Consider the following 23352-nt stretch of genomic DNA (forward strand, 5'->3'; position numbering starts at 1 on the left):
CGTTCAGCATCTATTCAGCGTTTCAACCTAACCGAAACTGAGGGCTTTGCCGCGAACGTCGGTGTGGAGTTTGCCGCGATCGAACACCACTTGCCCACCCACGATCGTCACCACAGGCCAGCCCGTCAAATTCCAGCCTTCAAACGGACTCCAACCGCATTTGGTTTGCAGTTCTTCGCGCAAAACGGGCTTGTAGGTGTCCAGATCGACGAGGACGAGATCGGCGTCATAGCCAGGGGCAATGATGCCTTTATTCGGAATTTTGTACGCCTTGGCGACAGCCGTAGACATCCAGTTTGCCACCTGCTCCACTGTGCATTTGCCTTGCTTGGCCTGCGTCAGCATGATTGGCAGCGAGGTTTCCACTCCGGGCATTCCCGATGGAGTGTTGGGATAGCCTTGGGCTTTTTCTTCGATCGTATGCGGCGCGTGGTCGGTGGCGATGAAGTCGATGACGCCATCGCGCAGGGCGTTCCAGAGGATTTCGTTGTCTTGGGGCGATCGCAAGGGCGGATTCATCTGCGCGAACGTGCCGATCGTTTCATATGCACTGGTGTTCAGCACAAGATGCTGCGGTGTCACTTCGGCTGTCACCCAGACGGGCTTATCGTGGCGCAGCAGTTCGGCTTCTTCTCCAGTCGAGAGGTGGAGGATGTGCAGCCGACGCTGATATTTTTTTGACAGCTTCAGGGCGAGTTGCGTGGCGTTGAGCGCAGCCTGATTGTCTTGAATCTGGGAGTGAACGGCAGGATCGGTAATTCCGGCAAACTGTTCGCGGCGGGCGCGGATGCGGGCTTGGTCTTCGGCATGAACGGCGATCAGGCGGCGTCCGCTGGCGAAAATGCGCTCTAGGGCAGATTCTTGATCGACCAAAAGCGCTCCATGCATCGATCCCATGAAGATTTTGATGCCGCAAGTGGGATTTGCGGTTTCCAGATCTGGCAGATTTTCCGCCGTTGCGCCAATGAAAAAGCCGTAGTTGACCAGACACTTTTGCGAAGCGCGATCGAGCTTGTCATTGAGCATTTCCTGCGTCGTCGTTAGCGGCTTCGTGTTGGGCATTTCCAAAAACGAAGTCACACCGCCCTTGGCGCAGGCACAACTAGCCGTAAACAAATCTTCTTTATATTCCAATCCGGGTTCGCGGAAGTGGACTTGTGGATCGATCACGCCGGGCAACAAAGTCAGTCCAGTTGCGTCGATGACTGGAGTATCGGAATCGATCGCAATTTCGGGGGCAACTTGGGCAATTTTGCCGTCCTGCACCAGCACATCGCTGACTTGGAAGGCGCGATCGATCAGAACAGTGGCTTGACGAATCAATAGGTGAGCAGACATAGAAAGTTTTGCAAAGGTGGATTTACCGAGTAAGCTACACTCAAGCTTTAATATTGATTCTCGATGCAAATGCGGAGTTTGGTGTTTTTCGCTTGAACTCGCTAGTATCTTTGGTTGATGGGCAGTTCTTCGTCAAGCTGCCGCCCGCTCATTTGGTTCCAACGGCTTATTTTCCTTATCCATGCCGACTCCTCCCCGCTCAAACGCCCAGCCCAACGACGGTTCCCAATCGTCCGGTCAGCCCGTTCCGCCCAAGGTGCATCTTCAGCGCCGATCGAGCGATCGCCGTCGCAACGACAATCCCTGGCTCGAAGCGGTGCAAATCGTCGGTTCCGCTTTGGTGTTGGCGATCGGGATTCGCACGTTTGTGGCCGAAGCTCGCTACATTCCCTCGGAGTCGATGGTTCCAACCTTAGAAGTCAACGATCGCCTGATCGTCGAAAAAGTCGGCTATCGCTTTGGCGACCCAGAGCGCGGCGATATCATCGTATTCAACCCGACCGATGAACTGCGCCGCCTGAATCCCAGCTTGCGCGATGCCTTTATTAAGCGCGTAATCGGACTTCCGGGCGAAAAAGTCGAGGTGCGCGACGGGAAAGTATTCATCAACGGCCAGCCGCTTGAAGAAAACTACCTCGCCGCTCCACCCAACTATAATTGGGGTCCAGAAACCGTGCCGCCCGATTCCTACTTTGTGATGGGCGACAATCGCAACAACAGCTACGACAGCCACTTTTGGGGCTATGTGCCACGCGACAAAATTATCGGTCATGCAGTTTTTCGCTTTTGGCCGCCCGATCGCATCGGTGGCATTGGCCCAGAACCGCCCTACCGCGAAGGTGAATAGCGTCGTTGGAGTGAGTCGATCGCTGGTCAAATTCGTTAGGCTAAAGGCTCTTGTTTCGATCGAGCCATCATGAGCGATCCTGCCCTGCGTCGCATTGTTCCGCTTCCGCCGATCGGAAGTGAAGTTTTTCAAACCTACGAAGTTGCTCACGAATTCTACGAAGAAGTTCGCCATCGTGAGCAGCTAGAGGACTATTGCCAGTGGTATCGCGAGATCGCCGCTCAAAATCGCCGCGATCTGCAACAGATGCGCGGCGAAACCAATTTGTTTGGCTGGTTTTGTCGGGGACGCGGCACGAACTGATCAGGAGAAACTGAGGACTGAGTGCCAAGAAACAGCGAGTCCTCAGTCCTCGTTCAATTTCCCTAGGCGAAATAGTTGTTCGTGTTCAGCACTCCTGCGCTGGCATCGCCGTTTCTCATGCGGATGCCCGTGACATCGGCCATCAAGTCGCGATCGACGCTGAAGCCCTTCGTGCCGTTGTTGACCGAAAGATACGTCTTGTTCTGCCAGGTGAAGAAGACGGCTTCGTTGGCGTTTAGCGCTTGACTGCCTTTGGCACGCTGATTTTTGTCGCGATAGGCAGAGCGAGCGGCAGCGGTCAGCGAACTGCCCTGCACTCGTCCGGCATTAAACAAACCACTGGGCTGCTCGCGAGTCGATCGATCGCCATCGTAGTCAAGCTGGAAGCGATCGCCCTGGGCAAAGCGGAAATCCGTGATGCGATCGAGGTTGGCAAGGCGCGATCCGGCCAAAGCGCTGCTCATTGACGCGCCGCTGTAGACAAACAAGTCAGCTCCCACACTACCCGTCAGTCGATCGGCGTTGCCGTGCCCAATCAGCACATCGTCGCCGCCATTGCCAATCAGTCGATCGCGTCCGTCTGCGCCTTGCAGCACGTTATTGGCGTCTGTGCCCGTCAGCGTTTGATTGGTAGAACCACCCGGAGTTGAACCGCCGCCAGAACTGCCGCCAGAACCGCCGCCGGAACTGCCGCCGCCCGAAGTGCTGGTGCGAAATTCGACCGCACCGATGTCCGGTTTGGCGTCGCGAGTTTGGCCGAAAGCGTCAACGGTTGGTGCACCACTGACGCCCGCATCGATCGCCGGACTGCCCGCGAGCAGCGCATGAGTCAACAGGCCACTGCCGTTGTTTTGCAACGCGCCCAGTTTCGGATCGATGATGCGAATGTTGGCGGTTGCCGTGTTGTCGTTGAAGCGGTTGAACTGATTGCTGAGCAAACCGGGAAACTGAATGTTGCCGCCGCCGTTGGTTAATTCGCGGCTGGTTTGCTGGCGAATTTTCCAGTCGTTACCACCGTTGTCGGCGGTGTTGTTGGCAAAGATCGTGTTTTTGGCAGTAACGTTCGCGCCATCACTGGCCGACACGCCGCCGCCGACCCATCCGGCGCGGTTGTTGGCGATCGTCGTATTCAAAATCGTCGTTTGACCGTAGAGCGCCATGCCGCCGCCAACGCTGCTAAAATCCTGGCTCGTCGTGCGGTTGCCAGAAAAGGTGCTGTTGGTAATCGTCGTTGGTGCGTTCATCATCCACAAACCGCCGCCTTGCAGCGTCGCGGTGTTGTTTGCAAACGAGGAGCGATCGATCGTCAAGCCGCGATTAACTTCGTTGCTCATCACAACCAAGCCGCCACCGTTGCCTTGATTAACGCCTTCGAGCGGCTGAACAGTGTTTTCAGTGAACTGGCTGCGCGAAATATCCACGCGATCTTGCCGACCTGTGAACAGATAGGCCGCACCGCCTTCGCGCTTGCCTTTGTTGCCCTGAAAGGTGCTTCCGGTAATCCGAATGCTGCCGGATGCTTCTTCGAGCGAACTGGCGCGATCGGCATAAACCGCGCCGCCATAGCCACGCAGAAAATCGTTCGGCTGACCGCTAGCAAAGCGAGCCGCCAAGGTGTTGTTGTTGATGAAGCGGGAATTTTCGATCGTCAGCTTGCCGTTCAGACTGTTGATCGCGCCGCCGTTGATGCCTTCGTTGTTGGTGAAGTCGCTGTTGCGGACGGTGAGACTGCGCGGCCCCCAAAAGGCGATCGCCCCCGCTCCGCGCTCATCGTTTCCGGCTGTCGCTTTGTTGGCGTTGAAGCGGCTGTTGGTGACGGTCACCGTGCCTTCAAAGGCGCTGAAAATCGCGCCACCGCCTTGATCGGCAACGTTGTTGTTGAACGTGACGTTCTCGATGTTGAGGACGCCCTGATGCGTGGTGCTGATTGCACCGCCGCGATCGCTCGTTTTGCCGTTCGCCAGCGTCAAATTGCGAACGTTGAGCGTTGTCGGCTGAACTGATGTGGAGTTGAGCAGAAAAATTCGCGAACTATTGTTGCCGCTGATCGTCAGACCAGACGCGCCGCTGCCGTCGATCGTCAAATTCTTCCCGACTGGAATGCTAATTTCGCCGGACGTGAGCGTAATCGTTCGACCCTGCAAACTGCTGGCAAACCGAATCGTGTCGCCCGATCGCGCCTGAGCGATCGCGGCTCTGAGCGATCCCGCCCCGCTGTCGTTGGTGTTGGTGACGGTGATATCTGCGAGGACACCTTGGAAACTGTCCGTCTGTAGTGCTTTTTGCGCCGTCACGGTTCCAATTTGCGCTTCCAGGTTCCAATCAGCACCGGGAGCGTTTCCGGTGAGGTTGGTGGAAGCAGCCACATCAGTTCCGGTTAACTGACTGAGGCGATCGATCAACTCGGTGCCATCGGCAGCCACATCGCAGCCAAACAGCAGCAGATCTCCGGTTTCGCTAAAGGCCGATCGCCACTGCTCAAGCTGACTGGCGTAGCTTTCCAGGCTTTCCGTATTCAGTTGCGCGGTTCCTAGCCGCAAACTTCCCGATGCGCCATGCGCGAAGATTTGCACGCTTTCGACGTTGCTGCGGCCTTGCAGGACTGACGTGATCTGAGCAATACCGTCTTGGGTAGAGTCGAGCAGGATCACTTCAACTCCGGGTGTGGCTCCCAGCATCAAGTGGCTGTCTGCAACGGCAGCATCAACGAATGCGATCGAGTGGATCGCAGCAGCAGAAGTAGTTGTCATTCAAATTCCTCTAGGACTTTGTGCAGGTTCATGTCAGCAGCACAAAATTCAAGCGGCGATCGGCTGTGTTCACGTCTAGTCGATCGTTTGCCGTTGAGTTCTGCCTGATGACAGCGACTAGGGGCAAAAAGTCACGAAATGAACAAAAGAGTGAAACGAGCGAATGGTAGCGCGAGAACCCTGCTCAAAAGCGATACCCTTCGGGGGAAAGGAACGAAAAACTTGGTAGTGCAAACCTTTTGCAGCGCTGTGATCTTCCTGGGAGGAGCGCAGAGGCACTTCATGAAACCTGCTTAGCCTTCAAGCTGCGCCAATCACAACGAATTTTTGACATAAGTGCCTAGTTTACGCAGAGCGACTGCCATTACAGCCGTCCGATTTAGGTCAGTCGTATCATGCCATGACCACCTGTCACAGGTAACGCAGGCTAGCCAGTTTAGAAATCGTCCATCCTTTCAAATGATTCCCAAAATCGATTGAGGAAACATAGCTGTGAACAGCTAAGCGTCACGGTCGAACCTTGTACGCTTTACCAGGTCGCAACAGAAAGTCAGGCAAAAACTTCTACTGATTAAATTTACTTTTAGTAATCTTGAAAATTGAGAACAAATATTAATCTAAGAATCAGAAGGAATAAGTATTGATGCTCAAGAAGTATTCCGTATTCATAGATACATTACAGGAATATAAGTTTTCACTCGAAAGTCAGATGAATTCAGCACCCGATCGCATTCCAGATAGCGTCAGCTACGAAACGCTGTTCTACTACTGGCTCAACCGGACGTTTGCCGATTTTGAAGCTGAGCGTCAAAAAAAGCAAAACGATTCGCAGCAAAAAGACTAGATTTTTTGGACTGAAACAAAATAGTAGGTTCGTCGATCGAGCCTGCTATTTTGCCGTATTGGGATCGGTGAGCTTTTGAAACTGATTGGCTCCCGGCTGCGCCTGCGGTTCGCGCGTGTACCACCATGCCCACCCAATCAGAACAGCTTGAAAGGGCAGCCGTGCCCAGTACAGCGCGGGAATGTGTGGAACACCTTCGATCGCAATGGCATTGACCGCCATGTTGATGTTGGCCGGAAAAACCGCGATAAACAGCGCAATCAATCCCCAAGCTGCCGCCTGACTCACCCAAGGAATCAGCAGGCCAAGTCCGCCTAAAATTTCAAAAAATCCGCTGAGATACACCAGCCCTAGCGGGTACGGCAGCATTCCGGGCACAATTCGCACATAGGGAATCGGCGTAAGGAAATGCGTGGTTCCCACAATCACCAGCGCGATCGCCAGCGTGAAGCGTAGAATTTCTTTAATTCGAGATACGTTCATAAAGCTACTGAACCGGGTAGGAAGCGTAGTAATCGGAATTGACAAACACTTTGAGGCGGCTAATTTCGGGCAGCAGGTGGTGCCGCAAGTTCCAGATGCGCGTGGCGTTGCGGTAGTCACGACAGACAACGATAAGCTGTTTGGACTCATCAAATCGCACGGTTAGATTTTCCGGCTCCGGCAAGCGCGACAGCCACATAAAGGTGCGTTCTAGTCTGTCCATAGGTTCATTAATCTTTGCTGGTTATGTTTCAATTTTGACCTGTGCGATCGATTGCCCTCACCATCCGCAGGTGAGAAACAAAACTGCAATTGGACAGAGATTTGGAGGCGCGATCGCAGCTTACCTACTTTTTTCCCAAACCCAACCTGGAAAACCGGAAGAACTGGGAACCGCAAGTCTAGCGAATTCTCCAGCCGCTACCTGTCAGATTCCACACTTTCTTCCAAAATTTCCACCGTTCCCGCTGCGCCGTCGATGCGGACGCGCTGCCCGTCTCGCAACCGCCGGGTTGCATCCTGAATATCCATGACAGCAGGAATTTGATACTCACGAGCCACGATCGCCCCGTGCGACAGTCGCCCCCCGACTTCCGCAATCAAGCCAGCCGCCTGCGACAAAAGCGGCGACCAGCCTGCATCCGTGTAGGGCACAACCAGAATCGCGTTGGGCGGAACACTCGGCAGCATCTCGATCGAGCGCAACACGCAAACCCGCCCTTCCACCCAGCCCGGACTCGCCCCAATTCCTTTCAGTTGACCTTTGGCAGGTGCGATCGCGCCAGATAAGCGCATCGGCGGCTCGTTGCCGTAGACCAGAACAGGCACTTCAAAAGTCCGATCGCGATCGAGTTGCGATCGCCGCTGGGCAATCAGGGCAGCAAAATTCTGTGGCGTTTTGACCAGTTGCCGCACTTCATCCAGCTTCAGGAAAAAGATATCACCGGATTCGAGCAATCCCTGGCGCTGAAACTGCTGCTCCAGCGCGACAAAGCTCCAGCGCAGTTCGGCCAGTAGGCGACTGTAAACTCGGCTGACTTCGCCTTTCAGGTCAAGCCGCTGCTGAGGTTGACTGTTCGATCGAGAGATCTGAGATCGCGATGGCTGAGATCGCGATCGCGACGGCTGTTGCAACAATTGCACGAACAGATTCCAGACAATTTCCGGCTGTTCTTTCCAGGTCGGCACGGCGATGTCGGTCGCGACTTCACTGAGATAGCCGTACTCATTCACGATCGCCTCAAATTCCTGCATCACCTGCGGCTGAGCCATCAACATCTCCTGCACCCGATCGATCGGCAGATTGGGCGGCAGCAGCAGGCGCGATCGATCGGCCAGCGCTTCGAGCGATCGCAGCGAGGCGACTTCGGGCGTTTGGCTGTTGTCGAGATCAGCTTTCGATTTGCTGATTGCCTGCCGAAACGCGAGACTCAGCGGTGCAAGAATGCTGTAGTAGGTGGCGGGTCGCAGGTGTTCCAGGATGCGATCGATTCGCTCGATCAGTTGATTCGCCGTCAAGGTTTCCAGCGGTTCAGCGTCAAGATGGGCAAAGGCGGCATCGAACGAGGGGCGATCGCGCTGAAAGTCCTGAGGCAGTCGCCGTTCGCGTTGCCACAGCCTCAGCAGGCCGGGAATGTTTCGCAGCGTCGAGGCGATCGGCGGCTTGCTGAATTTTGCGCCACGTGTCAGGAATTCCAGACTTTCGGGCGGCAGACCCATCCGCAAAAAAATTTCGCCCAGCAGCGTGGCGTTGAAGTAGGCGGCGGAGTGGTGCAGCGTGGCGGTTTCCTCAAAGTCCAGGCCACGCGATCGCTTGCCCAGCACGATCGAAAACACTTCGCCCCACACGCCGCAGGTGAGCGGACGATTGATCGACCAGGTGAGCGGCGGCAGGCGACCGGGGATCACTTCAGCGGCAATTTTGCGCGTCCAAATCGGAATCAGCGTTGTAATCGGGCGCGACTGCAACAGCCAAAGCTGCTGCCCGTCATAGCTCCACTCGATGTCCTGCGGAATGCCGTGAAAACGGGCTTCCAGATGCCGAGCGAGATAGGCTACCTGACGAATAATCTGCGGCGGCACATCGCCTGCTCCCTCGATCGTCAACTCCATGCCGTCCGGCAAAATCCAATCTGCATCGGGTTCGATCGCCTCGTCAATTTCAACCCGATACTGCTCCGGCGTCACCTGGCCGGACACAATTTGCTGAGGCGTTCCAGGCAAGGCTTCGATCGCGACTGCCGCCCCTTCACGGGCGGTTCCTACGGAGCGCTGCGCGAACGGATCGCGGCTAAAGGCCACACCCGAAAAAACGCCTTGAATCTGCTGCTGCACTAAAACCGCCATGCCGCCAGATTTGCTTGCTCGATCCTGCCGATACTGCACGGCGTTGGGCTGGCTGTAGGACGCTTGAACGCGCAAAATCGCCTGCTCCAGTGCCGCAGAACTCGTAATGTTGAGAATCGATTCGTACTGTCCGGCGGCTGACGCACCGATCGCATCTTCTCCGATCGCACTCGATCGAACGACGACCGGAGCCGTTATCGTCGGCTGGACGCGATCGATCAAGGGAGCCGGATCGTCTCCGGACGGCAGCACCCATCCGGGCGGCACGGGATAGCCCCAACTCCGCAACCGAGCCAAGGTTGCCGCTTTGGAGCCGACTTTTTCCGGTGGCAGCAATCGATCGAGGGAGAGCGATCGATCTCCGCGAAAGAAGCGAAACATCCGCTGCGAACTCGCCTGCGAAGAAGAAGTAGAAAGATCAAGGTCGTCCGGCATATTTCGATAAATCCAGGCAAGCAGCAAACTTAAAATCACCGTTGCCGCAATTCTATCGCCCTCTGTTGGATGCCGTAGCGCAGTAATTAGCGGGATCAAAATCAAAACTGCATATTTTCCCTGCTGGCGATCGCGCCAAATTGTAAAGCTGACAAAGCTGATCAAAAAAATCAGCAGTGCGCCCGTCCAATCGTGCGTAATGTAGCCCCAAGTCACGTTTGTCGTGCCTGCTCCGCGTCCGATCGCATAGCGGCCAATCACCAAAGCAATTAGCGCAATGATTTCCCAAACGGGAGCTTGAGGAAATAGCGATCGCGCCAGCAAAACGGCCACAATTCCCTTTAGCGCTTCCGACAGAATTGCCAGAATTCCTGCTAGCCGTCCGCCATGATAAAACGCTGCCGAAACGCTGATATTTCCGGTTCCAAGCTGAGCTAAATTGCGTTTGCTGAGCGCGATTATTAGCCAGCGAATCAGAGGCAAACCGCCCAAGAGCGGACAAATTAGAAGAATTAGCAGTGCGCCCAAAATTTGATTCATTTGGTATGGCAATCAAGCGTGGCGATCGAACCGTTAGCAGTATTTTACGAAACAGCCGATATTCTACAAAAACTAGTGGCGATCGTGCTGAGGTTCAAGCAACTGACGATTTTTGAAACATCCGCACCAGTAAGCCATGCTTGGGCGCAAAAATCATTGTGGCAACAAACAGCAGCGTTTGCAGGACGACAATACAGCCGCCCGTTGAGGCATCCAGATGAAAACTAATGTAGGTTCCTAAAATGCTGGAAACTACTCCAAAAAACATCGCAATCAGCATCATTCGATCGAATCGATCGCTCAGTAGATAGGCGATCGCACCGGGAGTAATCAGCATTGCAACAACCAAAATGACGCCCACTGCTTGCAGCGCTACGACGATCGTTAAAGACAGCAAAGTCAGCAGAATGTAGTAGAGTGCGGTGATGTTCAGACCGATCGATCGAGCATGGGTTGGGTCAAAGCAAAACAGCAGCAGATCTTTTCGCAAAATCAAAACGGTAATCAGTGTGAATGAGCCAATCACAAAGGTTTGAATCAGATCAGAAGTGGGAATTCCTAACACATTGCCGAACAAAATGTGCATTAGATCAACATTGGTGGGATTTTTTGAAATCAGAACTAAACCAAGCGCAAAAAATCCGGTGAAGACTAAGCCGATTACTGTGTCTTCTTTGATGCGGGTTTTGGATTTGATAAAACCGATCGCCAGAACAGAACCTACACCAAACACAAATGCACCTAGCGCAAACGGCAAATTCAAAATATAGGCCAGCACCACTCCAGGCGTAACAGAATGAGCAACCGCATCGCCCATCAATGCCCAACCTTTCAGCGTCATGTAGCAAGACAAAACCGCGCAAACTAAGCCGACAAACGCGCTCATCAGTACAGCTTTGATCATGAATTCATATTGAAGCGGTGCAACGAGCCATTCTGCGATCGCGTTCATACTGCTCCTACGGATTGGGATTCGACTGAATTTTTGGTATTGCGCCACCAAAGGTACGATTCAAATTTTCCTGGGTAAATACTTCGTTTGTCGCACCATAAGCTAAAACGGTTTGGTTGATGAAGACAACCTGATCGCAAAAGGTTGAAACCGAACTGAGATCGTGCGTCGAAATTAAAATCGTGTGGCCTCGATCGCGCAGTTCCATCAACAGTTGAATAATCGCTTTTTCAGTCTTGACATCAACGCCCGTAAATGGTTCATCTAACAGCATCACGGTTCCCTGCTGTGCCAGGGCGCGAGCTAGAAATGCCCGCTTTTTTTGTCCGCCTGAGAGTTCTCCAATTTGACGATCGCGAAACTGCGTCATCTGCACACGATCGAGGCTTTCAGCGACAACGCGGCGATCGATCGATCGGGGAATTCTCAACAAATTCATGTGTCCATAGCGTCCCATCATGACGACATCCGAGACACTAACCGGAAAATTCCAGTCCACTTCTTCTGCTTGCGGCACGTAGGCAACCAGTCCCCGTTTTTGCGCCGATCGAATTGGCAGACCATTGATTAAAACTCGTCCAGTTGAGGGCGTGATGAAGCCCATGATTGCTTTGAATAAAGTTGATTTGCCGCTGCCGTTCATGCCGACTAAACTGGCGATCGTGCCTTCGCTGAGCGATAGCGTTGCACCGTGCAAAGCGATTTTGCCGTTATAGTCAACCGTGACGTTTTCAACTTCAATGCTGGCTTGACGATCCACAATTAGCTCCCTTGCAGTCCTTGAATTAAAGTGCTGACGTTGTATTCCAAAAGCTTGAGATAGGTTGGTGCGTTGCCGCTTGCATCAGTCAAAGAATCGACATAAAATACGCCACCAAATTTGGCTCCGCCTTCCTGGGCGACTTGCTTTTGAGCTTCTGGATTGACGGTACTTTCACAAAAGACGACTGGAACCTGATTCGATTTCACTTGATCGATCGCACGTCGAATTTGCTGGGGTGTTCCTTCATGTTCAGAATTCACTGCCCATAGATAAATTTCTTTCAGGTTGTAGTCTCGAATCAGGTAGGTAAATGCTCCCTCACAGGTTGCCATGTATCGCTGATCTTCGGGCAGTTGAGCTAGTTCCGTTCGCAATTTTTGATCGATCGCTTCAATTTGCTGACTGTAAGCTTTCGCATTCGCGCTGTAGGTTGCTGCATTTGCCGGATCGATTTCGCTCAGCGCTTTGCGAATGTTTTCCACATAAATCAAAGCATTTTGTGGCGACATCCAGGCATGGGGATTTGGACGATTCTGATAGTTTCCTTCGGCAATGGCGATCGCTTCAATTCCCTCACTAATTGTCACGTTGGGCACATCATTTAAGCTGCCGTAAAATCGTTCTGCCCAGCGCTCCAAACCCAATCCATTATCCAAGATTAAATCGGCTTGTTGCGCTCTGATTAAATCGCTCGGCGTCGGTTCGTAGTCGTGAATTTCTGCTCCCGGTTTTGTTAGAGACTCGACGATCGCTCGATCGCCCGCGACGTTTCGCGCCATGTCTGCAATCACGGTAAACGTGGTGAGAATTACTTTTTTCTCTTGCGTCTGCGGACTTTGAGCGGCGTTCGTTGCGTTGGTCGTAGCAGGCTCTGCTGTAGGATTGCTTTGAGTGCAGCTTGTCAAACAGAAAGTGGCTAGAAGTGCAGCGATCGCCCACCGACAAGTCGTTCGCTGCAAAACAGCTTTCGATCGAGTCATGACTCTTCTTCCATTATCAAAAGTTGAATTTCTTTTTAGAATACATCAGTTCGATTCAAAAAATGAAAAAATTATGAAAAGCAACAAAAATCAATCACTGGCGATCGCAAGACTGATTTGAATTCATCCTACGAATCGCCAGCAATCTTTTCGCTTTTAATGGCGACGCGATCGACCGCGCCGACTGGAAGAAGACCGCTGCGATCGAGACATGCGGCGATCGCTCCGTCGATCCATTTGTTCAGCGGTCTCCTCTAGATCTTCTTGTCGAGGCAGTCCTTGCTGCGCCCGTCCTTCTTCGGTTACAGGCACAGCATGTTCGCTGGGCACAATCCGCGAGCCGTAGCGACGGGCATAAACTTGAGTGAATTCTGCACCGAAAAAGAGAATTTGTGCTGAATAAAATACCCAGGCCAGAATGACTACGAGCGATCCGGCTGCACCATAAGTCGAGCTAAAGCTGCTGTTGCCGAGATAGATGCCGATGAGTGTTTTGCCGATCGAAAACAAAATAGCCGTAATGAAGGCACCGATCGCCACATCTCTCCAGGTAATTTCGACATCAGGTAGAAATTTGAAGATTAAGGCAAACAAAAAGGTAATAACGCCCAAAGAAATTACCCAGTTCAACACAATCCACAGGAAATCAACACCCGGAAGCAAACTGCTCATGTAGCTATTCAAAGCTGCGAGAACAGCACTGATCACCAGTGAAATTAACAGCAGAAAGGCAATGACTAAAATCATGCCAAACGATAAAAATCGCTGCTGCAAAAAGCCTTTCACCTGCCGTCCGGGTTTAGGAGCAACTTCCCAAATCGTGTTCAGCGATTCTTGAAGCTGCACAAAAACTCCGGTTGCACCAAACAGCAAAATTGCAATGCTAACCAGCGAAGGAAACAAACCAGAACTTTCACCGGGACGATTTGCACCACGAATTGCAGTCGAAATTAATTCAGCAGCATCTTGGCCTACAAGTCCACGAATTTGACCAACAAGCTGACCTTCTGCCGCTTGTTCTCCCAAGATGGCTCCGGCGATCGCAATCACCAAAATCAGCAGCGGCGCAAGTGAAAAAACCGTGTAGTAGGCTAGCGCTGCCGCCAATCGCGAGGCTTTATCCTCGTTCCATTCCTTCACCGTTTCTTTCAACAAACTAATGAGTCTTTTGAGTTTCATTGCTGGGGTTCCAAATAAAAGTGTGAATAAAAATCGATGATGTAACCTTCACTACTGAGAGCGATCGAATCAAAAGATACAAGTCAGGTGTACTGCAATTGGGCGAACCACATCCTCTTTCATGCGGGCGATTTTCGCTAAAACCGCTCAGCTACAAGGCAGAGTTGTGGAGTCGTAGAGAGGGCGATCGCAGTGTGAAGAAAAACGGTTGCAGGCGACACCGTTTCGAGCGGCAGAAGCCAAAATTTCCGTTAATACTACTTTGGAGTAATGGCAAGTCTTATCTAAATTTCTTAATGTTTATGCAGAGTTGCATTGGATCAGGCGGAAGTCGTTCTTATGCGGTGACGCTGCCAGTTGACGCGATCTCACTTCTCAATTCAGCCAATGGTTAATTCCGCATCCTCCAAACTGCTTCCGCTCGTTGAACCGCTCCGGCAAGGTCTTTGGTTTATCGGCATGTCCGCTTGGATTTTCGGCATCACCGATCGCAGCATTGCCGCTTTTTCAGACGGACATTTGACCGCTAGCGAACTCGTGCAGTTGTCGATCGCTTCTTTGGTCGCACTGGGCTGGTATTTTCTAAAACCGAATCGGAAATAGTTTTTGCATCTCAATTTGATTTTGAAAAAGGATTTTGAAGCGATGAGTAGTCAGCAACCCACCGAATCTTTGGCAAAAACTGGCGGAATTTTTCTCAATCGCGCTCAGGCCGAAGCCGCTCAGCAAGTGCTGATTGAAGCAGGCATTCCAGCCGAAGGATTGTCAATTCAAGAAAGCGCGATCGACCCCAATCCGCCTTTGTCAAAATCGAAGGGCGCAAAAAGTGCAAGAAGCGGCGCAATTACAGGTGGTTTGTTTGGCAGCATTGTCGCCATTTTATTGAGCTTTAGCGCTCAAAATTTCCCTGGTGACAGCCCGGTTTCGTTCGCAGGCTCGTCCCAAGCAGGCGTTGTGATCGGCGTCATTGGAGTCGCCGCAGGTGCGCTGGGTGGCGCTCTAATCGGCCTGCTGACCGGATCGAGTGCGCCCAGTGCTGACGCTGATCCTCGCCCAAATTCCAAATATTTGCTGCTGATTCAAGCGCAGGCCAAAGATTTGGGCAAAGTTCGCGATCTTGTGCGGCAGCAGGGCGGTGAAATTCAAATCTAAGTTTTTTCTAAGTTCGGTTTGAGGAGCGATCGCCGCAAATTCCTCAAGTTGAAATCTACAGTCTCTCCTCTCTTTCGGGGAACGGTTCATCCGTCTCCCGAATTTTTTTGAGGGCGATCGCTCTCGTCTATTTAGGAAAAGTATTTCATCAGGTCAATCACCGTTTCGATCGATTCTTTGCCTGATGCTTTGATTACAATTCGCGATCGAAAGCTTGCTTTTTGCTGACAACAGGAGCGAGCACGTAAATAATATTGGGGGCGACTTGACCGCCTTCGATCGGAAATCGAAAACAGGAAAAGTTTCGCTAGTCCCGACTGATAGTAGGATAGATCGACTGTTGGACAGGCTGCTCAACTTAATTTCGCGTTACGATCGAAGCGCACGATCGTAAATTATTCGCTATGTTTCTTGACGAACTTGCACCGCTGTTTCGCGAACTCACCAACCAGCCAATTTCGTTTTTCGGCGGTTTTTTCTCTGGCGTGTTTCGCCTCAGCCTCGCAGATGACCCTGTGAAAAGCTGGCTGAATGAACAGGCAGGAACAACGGTTTACGTTGCGCCGACTTCCAGCACGTCTAACGGCAACGGTGGTCCGCAGTCAATCTCGATCGAATAGTCGCTTGTCCTTCCCCCGAACAGTCGCCTAAGCTTCCAGCGGGCTAATCAGTTCATCGAGCCAAACTTCGACCTGCAACCGCAGTCGCAGGGAGGGATCGTTGCCCAAGTCGCAAGGCAAAGGCAGATACTCGATCGCCCGCTGGTAGTCGGCCATTGCAAAGTTCCAGTCGCCCTGAAGCTGATAGGTGCGTCCACGTTCAGCGAAGATGTGTCCTTGGAGGCGATCGAGCGGCAAAGCCAGATCAAAGCATTCGATCGCCCGATCGTACATTTCTAGATCGCGAAAAGTGATTCCCTGATTGATCCAGGCACGGACATTGGCCGGATTCAAATCGATCGCCATGTTGTAGTCGAGAATCGCTTCGAGCAGTTGACCTTTGGCCGCGTGATAGTTGGCGCGGTTGTTGTAAACGCCATCCAGATTGGGATTGAGCGCCAGTGCTTTGTTGTAGTCAGCAAAGGCTTCATCAAGCTGGCCGCTTTGGAAGTAAACCAGACCGCGATTGTTGTAGTACGAAGCGCTGTGCGGATTGCGATCGATCAAGCGGGTGAACAGTTCGATCGCTTCGTCATAGCGGCCTTGGCGCACTTCGGTCATTGCCTGCTGGCGCAGTTTGCCTTCCTCCCAAGCAATTGCGGGTTCTTGGTTGCGCTGCTTCTGGTTGAGTCGGGGGCGACGCGAAGTCCAGCGCTTTGACATGCGGTGAACCGAGCGCGATCCGGGAATGACCGAGCCAGTCAGCGAGCGGTTGAGGTTGCCTAAACGCGGTAAGCGATTGGTTGAAGAGCGCGTATTCATCTCATCCTCACGGAGTTAGGGCGGGTGACATAGCCACCAAAGTTAGTTTCGAGGTTTTCAAGTTTCAGCACATCTATCTGTGTGTCACTTGATGATGTGTCTGCTGCCCTACCGAGCGGGAGAGTTAAATTACGGAAGTGTGATTTAACCGATACAGGGCAGCTTCACAAGCGCGATCGCAATCAAAGCCAGATTAGTCAAAGACTGCAAGCGCTTCCACCTTTCACCAACACCTACCGCGCTAATCCGTGCAATTTCGGATCGTGTGGCGAAAAATTCATAAGCGCGATCGCAAAAATCCCGTTTGGTTCACATTCTGTTAAAAAACTGTAATGGTGAAATCCCCAGGGTGGGCAGTCTGCGTGAATCGCGCTATTCGATCGACAAGGTAGAATGCAAACAGCTTGATCGGTCGCGCCCATCGATCGCCAAGCTGCCGCTACATGCCCTTTTGCCAAACTTCGATGACTTCTGTAAACGCTCCCGATCTCGCGACTGATGATTACGTTGTAATCGGCCTCGCCACCTGTTTTGTTAAAGACGAAGACGGCGTGCATCCGGTTCAGGTTGCCGAACCAATTCCGTCTGCTGCCCTAGAAGCGATCGTCAAAGGCATTCCCACTTCCTACGAATCCGCGTGCGCCACCACGATCGGTGCCGTGCTGCCCAATGACCAGCCGCAACTGCCTGCTGATTTTCCGCCACAGACGCAGTTTTGCGATGATTTTGCCTTTCGGACACTTGCTGCTGCCCGCACCTACAAAAGCCGTCCGGATGCCCAAGTGCACATTCCCGCAGGCACAACGCGCCAAGACTGGAACTTTTCGCTCGATCGCAAGCGCGTCCTTAATTCAGAGCGCATTGTCAGAACCGAAGATAACGTGAAGCAGCACTCGCATACGCACAAGGTTCTCTAGTGCGGCAACTTAATTGAGCGCAATCGGTCTTCACTTGAATCCTCAGCAAATGGCTGAAGTGGGTTGCAAAAAGACAAAAACGCGAGACAGCAAAAGAGCCGATCGATTCGATCGGCTCTTTTGCAAATTTTGCTTGTGATTCAGTTTTCTTCAAATCCGCTTAGCGGAAGCCAACCGCAGCCTGCCACACAAAGGCAAGCAGAAAGAAAAAGACCGGAATAATCGGCAGCACGTCTACCAGGGGATCAAAAATCGAGTAGGCTTCGGGCAATTTCGCCAACAGCAACACCGCTTCCATGAACCGCTTACCTCTTGAACATGTTCATAATTGACAAGCATCTTAACATGGTTGCCGATCGCAAGGCTAGCGATCGAGCCAGAATTGTACTTGCTCAATTGGCGCTTGAGAAGCGATCGCGGCGAACATCAACCGAGCGCGGTATGATCTGAAGTAAAGCAAGCTTAAGATTTGTAAATCCTTTGACTTCCCTAATTCAACCAAACTCTGTCCAGCGTCCCCACTCCACAGAAACCGATTGGCATATGCTACAGACGATTTGGCGAGGCGACGAAGCAGACGTGCAGCGCGGCCTGCCCCACGATCAGCTTGCTCCCGCTTGGCAAATGATGCTGCTGGGTGATGGTTCGCCAACGCGCTATTTGCAGCTTCTCACGGGCGAACCGACCGAGGTGGACGTGATCGACATGTCGCTGATTGGCGATGATCTCGATGGCGCACCCACTTCGATCGAAGCGATTCCCGCTCCACGTCTGCGGCGGCAGGCGTGGTTGCGGACGGCTTCCGGACAGCGATTGGCCTACGCAACGTCCTGGTGGGAAGCGAGCCACGTGGACGAATATTTGCAGAATCGATCGCTTCCCATCTGGGCCAGCTTAGCGCGACTGCGAACCGAACTTTATCGCGATGTGCAGGGACTTTACTACGGCCACAGTCCTGCGCTGGAAGCAGCTTTCGAGCAGAAGGGACCCTTTTGGGGCAGACACTATTTGTTCTGGCATCACGGCCAGCCATTGACCGTCATTTATGAAGTATTTTCGCCGTACTTGCAGAAATATCTCGGCGCGATGCAGTAGGCGAGGCGCGATCGAACCTCAAGGCGATCGCGCCATTCCGCTAAAACTGCTTCAAGAACCGCAAATCACTCGAATACAAGCGGCGGATATCGTCCATTTGGTGCAGCACCATTGCAAACCGCTCGACGCCAAAACCTGCCGCAAAGCCCGTATAGATTTCTGGGTCATAGCCAACGGCTTTAAGGACGTTGGGGTCAACCATGCCGCAGCCCAACACTTCCAGCCAGCGGCCTCGCCACTGCACATCCACTTCTGCCGAAGGTTCAGTGAACGGAAAGAAGCTGGGGCGAAAGCGAATCGGGAGATCGCCAAACATTTCTTGCAGGAAAACCTTGACTGTGCCCTTGAGGTCAGTAAAGGTCAAGCCTTCATCAACCGCTAGCAGTTCGATTTGATGGAAGACCGCCGCGTGCGTTGCATCAACGGTGTCACGACGATACACTCGTCCCGGCGCAACGACGCGAATTGGCGGTTCATTGTTTTCCATGTAGCGAATTTGCACAGAAGATGTATGCGTCCGCAGCAGATTTCCGTCCGGCAGATAAAACGTATCTTGCATATCGCGAGCCGGATGGTCAGCAGGCGTATTGAGCGCCTCGAAATTGTAATAGTCCGTTTCCATTTCGGGGCCTTGGGCAACCGTGTAGCCCAAGCCCACAAAAATGTCTAACGCCCGATCGATCGTACTAGTCAACGGATGCGCGTGACCTTGCAATCGATAAACCGCAGGCTGCGTCACGTCTAGCGTTTCCGAGGCTAGCTGCGCTTCAATTTGTGCCGCTTGCAGCTTCGATCGCGCCTGATCAAGCGCCGTTTGCACCGCTTCCTTGACAACGTTGGCCTGTGCGCCAATGCGCGGACGATCGCTCGCGTCCAGTTTGCCCATGCCGCCCAAAATCTGAGACAGGCTACCTTTCTTTCCGAGATACTGGATTCGCAGTTGCTCAAGCTGGTCAAGCGTCGTCGTGGCGGCGATCGCGCCCTCAGCGTCTTGCTGCAAGGCGGTCAGTTGAGCTTCAAGCTCGCTCAGGGGCATGGTCATGACAAATCATTACGCGGTGTTTCTACTAGTGTACGAGGTCGATCGCGCAATTTAGGTAGAGATGATTGGCATTGCCTCAAGCCCTAAACGAAAGTTCAAGCTGAAAGCTAAAGTTCGTTCAAATGAAAATTGCCCCAACCCGTTTCAACGGGTTTTCGCTTTCAGCCTGAGGTTGATCTCAAGGCTGTGGCTGGGCGCAATGAAGAAACTCGATCGGGGAATCTAAAGTAGAGTGGCGTCTTTACCTCACAGATTTCTGATGAAGCTTTTGATTAGTAACGATGATGGAATTTTTTCGCTGGGCGTGCGGACGTTGGCAAATACGCTGGCGGAAGCGGGGCATCAGGTGATGGTGGTGTGTCCGGATCGAGAGCGATCGGCCACAGGACATGGTTTAACGCTGCATGATCCGATTCGGGTCGATCGCGTCGAATCAATGTTCCACCCGGCGATCGCGGCTTGGGCTTGTTCAGGAACGCCCTCCGACTGCGTGAAGCTCGCGCTAGGCGGACTGCTCGACGGTTTGCCGGATGCCGTCTTTTCGGGAATTAATCACGGTGCAAATTTGGGAACCGATGTGCTGTATTCCGGCACAGTTTCGGCGGCAATGGAAGGCTTGCTCGAAAATATTCCCAGCGTTGCTATCAGCTTGACAAATCACAACGCAAAAGATTTTCAGCCTGCGGCGAACTTTGCGCGATCGCTGATCGATCAGATGAAGGACAATCCTTGGCCGCAGCCGATGCTGCTGAACGTGAATGTGCCGCCTGTGCCGGAAGAAGCGATCGCGGGAGTCGCACTTACTCGTCAAGGCGTGCGTCGCTATTTTGATCAGTTTGAAAAGCGTACTGATCCGCGTGGTAAAACTTATTACTGGCTGGCGGGCGAACTGCTTGAAGAAGTAGACGATCCGACCGAGGAATTTACGGCTTGGCCGAATGCGAAGCTGGAACCTGTTGATCTTGCTTGGCTACAAAAGATGGCAACTGACGTACAGGCCATTCGCCACAACTACATCACGGTGACGCCGTTGCAGTACAACCAAACCTGCGGAACGGGATTACAGCAGTTGCGATCGTGGTGGCCGGATCTAAAATAGAGTAGAGATTTTGAACACACCATCCTAGCTAAAATCACGGAGCGATCGCCTCGTTAGATTCGCCCGAATATTTTCAAAATTCTGTACCTTAAAATTCCCCCCCAAGGGGGTTTTGCAGTCTACACTGGATCTAAGAGTGCAATACCGCTTGAGTTTCACTTGTAAAATCTTGTAAAGATTTACTGCCAAATTTCGCAACAGCATTTTATTTAGGGAAATGCTGGTCAAACCTGGGTTTACTAAGATAGAGGTCGTGGGCACGAGTGAAGTGAAACTTTGTGCTTGAGTCGATGAGAATCCGGTAGGAACCACTCATGTCTAATTTGCAGGATCAATTCCTAGTTCACTTCTGGGGAGTCCGAGGCAGCATCGCCTGTCCGGGAGCCGAAACCGTCCGCTATGGCGGCAATACTTCGTGTGTCGAGATGCGCGTTGGCGGCCATCGACTAATTTTTGATGGCGGCACAGGCTTACGGCTGCTGGGGCAAACCTTGCTGTCGCAAATGCCGCTCGAAGCCCATTTGTTCTTCACCCACTCGCACTGGGATCACATCCAGGGCTTTCCGTTCTTTGTGCCCGCCTTTGTCAAGGGCAATCGATTCAAAATCTACGGAGCGATCGCGCCCAACGGCTCTACGATCGAGCAGCGGCTCAACGACCAAATGCTGCACCCGAACTTTCCCGTGCCGCTGCAAATTATGGGAGCCGATTTGAGCTTTACCGATTTGCAGATCGAAGAATCGGTTCGCATCGAAGACATTCTGGTTGAAAATCGCCTGCTCAATCATCCAGGTGAGGCGATCGGCTATCGCGTCACCTATCGCGACCATTCAGTTGCCTACGTCACGGACACCGAGCATTTCACCGACGGACTCGATGAAAACGTTGTTTGGCTCGCTCGCGATGCCGATTTGTTCATCTACGACGCGACCTACACCGACGAAGAATACTACTCGGAGCGATCGAGCAAAGTCGGCTGGGGACACTCCACCTGGCAAGAAGCCGTCAAAGCGGCCAAAGCTGCCAACGCCAAAAAGCTTGTGATCTTCCACCACGATCCGCTGCATGATGACGCTTTTATGGATCGCATCGGCGTTCAAACGGCTGAGCAGTTTCCCAACAGCGTTGTTGCCTATGAAGGTCTTGAAGTGGATATTCTTGCTGCGGATTTAGACATCACTGAGACCAATGGTCATGTCGCAACGAAATCAACTTCGATTTCCGGTGTGGCTTCCAGCAAATAAAACAAAGTGAAGCGATCGCACCTGACTCCACTCGCGCTAGCGAGCACTTGTCTGCGTTAATTCCGACACAACACCAAAGAATGAGAAGTTCTGTAGTGATTTCTACCAAATGGTGAATTTCTGAACTAGTAGGCTCTATGTTTCATTAAGAAGTAGAAGCGATACAGGTTTAGATAGGCAAAAATTTATGGAAGGCAACGGTCAACGCGGACAGCTATTTATTATTGGCGGCGCAGAAGACAAAGAAGGCGACTGCAAAATTTTGAGAGAATTTGTGCGGCAGGCAGGCGGATTGCAAGCTCATCTCGTGATCATGACAGTTGCGACCGAACTGCCCAAAGAAGTCGGCGACAGCTATACCGAAATTTTTGAGCGACTGGGCGCAGAAGATGTGAAGGTACTTGACACGGGCAAGCGCGAAGATGCCGAAGATCCTGAAGCGATCGCCCTGATCGAACAAGCCACTGGAGTGTTCTTCACAGGCGGCAATCAAGCCCGCATTACCGAAATGCTTCGCGACACAAAGCTGCATCACGTCATGCTCGATCGCCTCAAGCAAGGCTTGGTCATTGGCGGAACGAGTGCCGGAGCCGCGATGATGCCCGACATGATGATCGTGAGCGGCGAAGCTGAAACGAACCCGCGTGTGGAAGTGGCGGAAATGGAGCCGGGAATGGGCTTTCTACCGGGATTTGTGATTGACCAGCATTTTGCTCAGCGCGGTCGTTTGGGTCGCTTGCTGTCGGCTCTGATGCAGCAGCCCGCCGTCCTTGGCTTTGGCATTGATGAGAATACGGCGATCGTGGTGAATGGCAACACGCTGGAAGTTATCGGGGATGGCGCCGTCACGATCGTCGATGTCGCTAATGTCACGCACACAAATGCCGACAACCTGCTGAAGGACGAAGATATGGCAATCTGTGGCGCAAAACTACACATCTTGCCGCACGGCTATCGCTTTCACATCGAAAATCGGACGCCGATCGCAAGTTAAAGCGGGAGGTAGAGGGCAGCAGGAAGAGAAAACAAAAACTCGACCTTCTGCCTCATTCGATCGATCGTCGCAACAATTCCACCCCATCGCGCCCGTCAATTTCCTGTAGGTAAACTTTGACGATTTCCTCTTTCGCGGTGGGAAGTTTTTTGCCTGTGAAATCTGGCTGAATTGGAACTTCGCGATGGCCGCGATCGACCAAAACTGCGAGACGAATGATTTCTGGTCTACCGTAATCATTCACCGCATTTAATGCAGCGCGAATGGTTCGACCTTTGAAGATGACATCATCCACCAGAACAACAATTTTGCCGCTTAGATCAAAAGGAATCTCGGTTTTTTCGGGTGTGCGTAAATCGATTCGATCGAGGTCGTCCCGATAAAAAGTAATGTCCAGCGAGCCGACTGGAATCTGCACCTGTTCCAATAATTCGATTTGTTTTGCCAGCGTTGCAGCCAGCGGCACGCCTCTGGTGTAGATGCCAATTAAGGTGAGTCGGGACAAGTCCGATCGCTCCACAATTTGCGAGGCAATGCGGTTGATGGTGCGGCGCATTTTGTCAGCGGAAAAGATTTCGACGGGTTCGGGCATGAGGAGTGTTGGGTATTGGGAATCAGGTGGCGACGT

At 52.5% G+C, this 23352-nt stretch carries 24 protein-coding genes; 11 read left to right on the top strand and 13 right to left on the bottom strand.

The window, feature by feature from the left end:
• Positions 1-27: 27 nt before the first annotated feature.
• Positions 28-1338 carry a dihydroorotase gene (locus H6F67_RS01945; RefSeq protein ID WP_190762785.1) on the bottom strand — a complete coding sequence of 437 codons (1311 nt, stop codon included), beginning with the start codon at positions 1336-1338 and terminating at the stop codon, positions 28-30.
• A gap of 181 nt (positions 1339-1519) precedes the next feature.
• On the opposite strand from H6F67_RS01945, the gene lepB reads away from it, so the two are divergent.
• Both lepB and H6F67_RS01955 read left to right on the top strand, forming a co-directional pair.
• On the top strand, positions 1520-2185 hold the full coding sequence (gene lepB, locus H6F67_RS01950; RefSeq protein ID WP_190762787.1) for a signal peptidase I: 666 nt from the start codon (positions 1520-1522) through the stop codon (positions 2183-2185).
• 69 nt (positions 2186-2254) lie between these two features.
• Positions 2255-2488: a hypothetical protein gene (locus H6F67_RS01955; protein WP_190762790.1), complete on the top strand. Its 234-nt coding sequence runs from the start codon at positions 2255-2257 to the stop codon at positions 2486-2488.
• Positions 2489-2550: 62 nt separating this feature from the next.
• On the opposite strand, the gene H6F67_RS01960 is transcribed toward H6F67_RS01955, so the two are convergent.
• Positions 2551-5238 carry a DUF4347 domain-containing protein gene (locus H6F67_RS01960; protein WP_190762792.1) on the bottom strand — a complete coding sequence of 896 codons (2688 nt, stop codon included), beginning with the start codon at positions 5236-5238 and terminating at the stop codon, positions 2551-2553.
• Between the two features lie 709 nt (positions 5239-5947).
• Here H6F67_RS01960 and H6F67_RS28015 point away from each other — a divergent pair.
• Positions 5948-6082, top strand: a complete 135-nt coding sequence (locus H6F67_RS28015; protein ID WP_277874546.1) for a hypothetical protein — start codon at positions 5948-5950, stop codon at positions 6080-6082.
• A gap of 45 nt (positions 6083-6127) precedes the next feature.
• On the opposite strand, the gene H6F67_RS01965 is transcribed toward H6F67_RS28015, so the two are convergent.
• From H6F67_RS01965 to H6F67_RS01995, 7 genes are all read right to left on the bottom strand, one after another.
• Entirely contained in the window at positions 6128-6565 is a 438-nt protein-coding gene (locus tag H6F67_RS01965; protein ID WP_190762794.1) for a DoxX family protein, read from the bottom strand.
• 4 nt (positions 6566-6569) lie between these two features.
• Positions 6570-6788, bottom strand: coding sequence for a hypothetical protein (locus H6F67_RS01970; protein ID WP_190762796.1), 219 nt, complete (start codon positions 6786-6788; stop codon positions 6570-6572).
• Between the two features lie 197 nt (positions 6789-6985).
• Complete coding sequence (locus tag H6F67_RS01975; protein ID WP_190762798.1) at positions 6986-9886, bottom strand: glycerol-3-phosphate acyltransferase; 2901 nt, start codon at positions 9884-9886, stop codon at positions 6986-6988.
• A 94-nt stretch (positions 9887-9980) separates the two neighbouring features.
• Positions 9981-10838 (bottom strand): metal ABC transporter permease, encoded by an 858-nt coding sequence (locus H6F67_RS01980; protein WP_190762800.1) that lies wholly within the window; start codon positions 10836-10838, stop codon positions 9981-9983.
• Between the two features lie 7 nt (positions 10839-10845).
• Positions 10846-11598 carry an ATP-binding cassette domain-containing protein gene (locus tag H6F67_RS01985; protein ID WP_190762802.1) on the bottom strand — a complete coding sequence of 251 codons (753 nt, stop codon included), beginning with the start codon at positions 11596-11598 and terminating at the stop codon, positions 10846-10848.
• 2 nt (positions 11599-11600) lie between these two features.
• A complete protein-coding gene (locus H6F67_RS01990; protein ID WP_190762804.1) occupies positions 11601-12581 on the bottom strand; it encodes a metal ABC transporter substrate-binding protein in 981 nt (326 codons plus the stop codon).
• 156 nt (positions 12582-12737) lie between these two features.
• Entirely contained in the window at positions 12738-13760 is a 1023-nt protein-coding gene (locus H6F67_RS01995; protein WP_190762806.1) for a YihY/virulence factor BrkB family protein, read from the bottom strand.
• A 387-nt stretch (positions 13761-14147) separates the two neighbouring features.
• Here H6F67_RS01995 and H6F67_RS02000 point away from each other — a divergent pair, with 387 nt between their 5' ends.
• The 3 genes from H6F67_RS02000 (at position 14148) to H6F67_RS02010 (ending at position 15532) form a co-directional block, all read left to right on the top strand.
• Positions 14148-14363: a hypothetical protein gene (locus H6F67_RS02000; RefSeq protein ID WP_190762808.1), complete on the top strand. Its 216-nt coding sequence runs from the start codon at positions 14148-14150 to the stop codon at positions 14361-14363.
• A 42-nt stretch (positions 14364-14405) separates the two neighbouring features.
• Complete coding sequence (locus H6F67_RS02005; protein ID WP_190762810.1) at positions 14406-14912, top strand: hypothetical protein; 507 nt, start codon at positions 14406-14408, stop codon at positions 14910-14912.
• A gap of 404 nt (positions 14913-15316) precedes the next feature.
• Positions 15317-15532 carry a hypothetical protein gene (locus H6F67_RS02010; RefSeq protein ID WP_190762812.1) on the top strand — a complete coding sequence of 72 codons (216 nt, stop codon included), beginning with the start codon at positions 15317-15319 and terminating at the stop codon, positions 15530-15532.
• 27 nt (positions 15533-15559) lie between these two features.
• On the opposite strand, the gene H6F67_RS02015 is transcribed toward H6F67_RS02010, so the two are convergent.
• Entirely contained in the window at positions 15560-16333 is a 774-nt protein-coding gene (locus H6F67_RS02015) for a tetratricopeptide repeat protein (protein WP_242020451.1), read from the bottom strand.
• A gap of 464 nt (positions 16334-16797) precedes the next feature.
• On the opposite strand from H6F67_RS02015, the gene H6F67_RS02020 reads away from it, so the two are divergent.
• Positions 16798-17250, top strand: coding sequence for a hypothetical protein (locus tag H6F67_RS02020; protein WP_242020452.1), 453 nt, complete (start codon positions 16798-16800; stop codon positions 17248-17250).
• 160 nt (positions 17251-17410) lie between these two features.
• Here H6F67_RS02020 and H6F67_RS02025 read toward each other — a convergent pair whose 3' ends face one another.
• Entirely contained in the window at positions 17411-17548 is a 138-nt protein-coding gene (locus H6F67_RS02025; RefSeq protein ID WP_190762814.1) for a photosystem II reaction center protein K, read from the bottom strand.
• Between the two features lie 245 nt (positions 17549-17793).
• Here H6F67_RS02025 and H6F67_RS02030 point away from each other — a divergent pair, with 245 nt between their 5' ends.
• Positions 17794-18345: a chorismate lyase gene (locus H6F67_RS02030; protein WP_190762816.1), complete on the top strand. Its 552-nt coding sequence runs from the start codon at positions 17794-17796 to the stop codon at positions 18343-18345.
• A 40-nt stretch (positions 18346-18385) separates the two neighbouring features.
• Here the strand turns inward: H6F67_RS02030 and pheS are convergent, their stop codons facing one another.
• Complete coding sequence (gene pheS, locus H6F67_RS02035) at positions 18386-19387, bottom strand: phenylalanine--tRNA ligase subunit alpha (RefSeq protein ID WP_190762818.1); 1002 nt, start codon at positions 19385-19387, stop codon at positions 18386-18388.
• Positions 19388-19646: 259 nt separating this feature from the next.
• On the opposite strand from pheS, the gene surE reads away from it, so the two are divergent.
• From surE to H6F67_RS02050, 3 genes are all read left to right on the top strand, one after another.
• A complete protein-coding gene (gene surE, locus H6F67_RS02040; protein WP_190762821.1) occupies positions 19647-20486 on the top strand; it encodes a 5'/3'-nucleotidase SurE in 840 nt (279 codons plus the stop codon).
• A gap of 314 nt (positions 20487-20800) precedes the next feature.
• Entirely contained in the window at positions 20801-21730 is a 930-nt protein-coding gene (locus H6F67_RS02045) for an MBL fold metallo-hydrolase (RefSeq protein WP_190762823.1), read from the top strand.
• A 187-nt stretch (positions 21731-21917) separates the two neighbouring features.
• A complete protein-coding gene (locus H6F67_RS02050; RefSeq protein WP_190762825.1) occupies positions 21918-22724 on the top strand; it encodes a cyanophycinase in 807 nt (268 codons plus the stop codon).
• 52 nt (positions 22725-22776) lie between these two features.
• On the opposite strand, the gene pyrR is transcribed toward H6F67_RS02050, so the two are convergent.
• Positions 22777-23316: a bifunctional pyr operon transcriptional regulator/uracil phosphoribosyltransferase PyrR gene (pyrR, locus tag H6F67_RS02055; protein WP_190762826.1), complete on the bottom strand. Its 540-nt coding sequence runs from the start codon at positions 23314-23316 to the stop codon at positions 22777-22779.
• Between the last annotated feature and the right edge of the window lie 36 nt (positions 23317-23352).

The sequence above is a fragment of the Microcoleus sp. FACHB-1515 genome (assembly GCF_014696105.1).
Lineage (GTDB): Bacteria > Cyanobacteriota > Cyanobacteriia > Elainellales > Elainellaceae > JAAUTJ01.

Bases quoted from the DNA above. Each gene is read 5' to 3' on its own strand.
- H6F67_RS02050 (WP_190762825.1), top strand. From the start codon at position 21,918: ATGGAAGGCAACGGTCAACGCGGACAGCTATTTATTATTGGCGGCGCA.
- H6F67_RS02010 (WP_190762812.1), top strand. From the start codon at position 15,317: ATGTTTCTTGACGAACTTGCACCGCTGTTTCGCGAACTCACCAACCAG.
- H6F67_RS01970 (WP_190762796.1), bottom strand. From the start codon at position 6,788: ATGGACAGACTAGAACGCACCTTTATGTGGCTGTCGCGCTTGCCGGAG.
- H6F67_RS01995 (WP_190762806.1), bottom strand. From the start codon at position 13,760: ATGAAACTCAAAAGACTCATTAGTTTGTTGAAAGAAACGGTGAAGGAA.
- H6F67_RS01980 (WP_190762800.1), bottom strand. From the start codon at position 10,838: ATGAACGCGATCGCAGAATGGCTCGTTGCACCGCTTCAATATGAATTC.
- surE (WP_190762821.1), top strand. From the start codon at position 19,647: ATGAAGCTTTTGATTAGTAACGATGATGGAATTTTTTCGCTGGGCGTG.
- H6F67_RS28015 (WP_277874546.1), top strand. From the start codon at position 5,948: ATGAATTCAGCACCCGATCGCATTCCAGATAGCGTCAGCTACGAAACG.
- H6F67_RS02015 (WP_242020451.1), bottom strand. From the start codon at position 16,333: ATGAATACGCGCTCTTCAACCAATCGCTTACCGCGTTTAGGCAACCTC.
- pyrR (WP_190762826.1), bottom strand. From the start codon at position 23,316: ATGCCCGAACCCGTCGAAATCTTTTCCGCTGACAAAATGCGCCGCACC.
- H6F67_RS02020 (WP_242020452.1), top strand. From the start codon at position 16,798: ATGACTTCTGTAAACGCTCCCGATCTCGCGACTGATGATTACGTTGTA.
- H6F67_RS01945 (WP_190762785.1), bottom strand. From the start codon at position 1,338: ATGTCTGCTCACCTATTGATTCGTCAAGCCACTGTTCTGATCGATCGC.
- H6F67_RS02000 (WP_190762808.1), top strand. From the start codon at position 14,148: ATGGTTAATTCCGCATCCTCCAAACTGCTTCCGCTCGTTGAACCGCTC.
- lepB (WP_190762787.1), top strand. From the start codon at position 1,520: ATGCCGACTCCTCCCCGCTCAAACGCCCAGCCCAACGACGGTTCCCAA.
- H6F67_RS01990 (WP_190762804.1), bottom strand. From the start codon at position 12,581: ATGACTCGATCGAAAGCTGTTTTGCAGCGAACGACTTGTCGGTGGGCG.
- pheS (WP_190762818.1), bottom strand. From the start codon at position 19,387: ATGACCATGCCCCTGAGCGAGCTTGAAGCTCAACTGACCGCCTTGCAG.
- H6F67_RS02005 (WP_190762810.1), top strand. From the start codon at position 14,406: ATGAGTAGTCAGCAACCCACCGAATCTTTGGCAAAAACTGGCGGAATT.
- H6F67_RS01955 (WP_190762790.1), top strand. From the start codon at position 2,255: ATGAGCGATCCTGCCCTGCGTCGCATTGTTCCGCTTCCGCCGATCGGA.
- H6F67_RS02030 (WP_190762816.1), top strand. From the start codon at position 17,794: ATGCTACAGACGATTTGGCGAGGCGACGAAGCAGACGTGCAGCGCGGC.
- H6F67_RS01965 (WP_190762794.1), bottom strand. From the start codon at position 6,565: ATGAACGTATCTCGAATTAAAGAAATTCTACGCTTCACGCTGGCGATC.
- H6F67_RS01960 (WP_190762792.1), bottom strand. From the start codon at position 5,238: ATGACAACTACTTCTGCTGCTGCGATCCACTCGATCGCATTCGTTGAT.
- H6F67_RS02025 (WP_190762814.1), bottom strand. From the start codon at position 17,548: ATGGAAGCGGTGTTGCTGTTGGCGAAATTGCCCGAAGCCTACTCGATT.
- H6F67_RS02045 (WP_190762823.1), top strand. From the start codon at position 20,801: ATGTCTAATTTGCAGGATCAATTCCTAGTTCACTTCTGGGGAGTCCGA.
- H6F67_RS01975 (WP_190762798.1), bottom strand. From the start codon at position 9,886: ATGAATCAAATTTTGGGCGCACTGCTAATTCTTCTAATTTGTCCGCTC.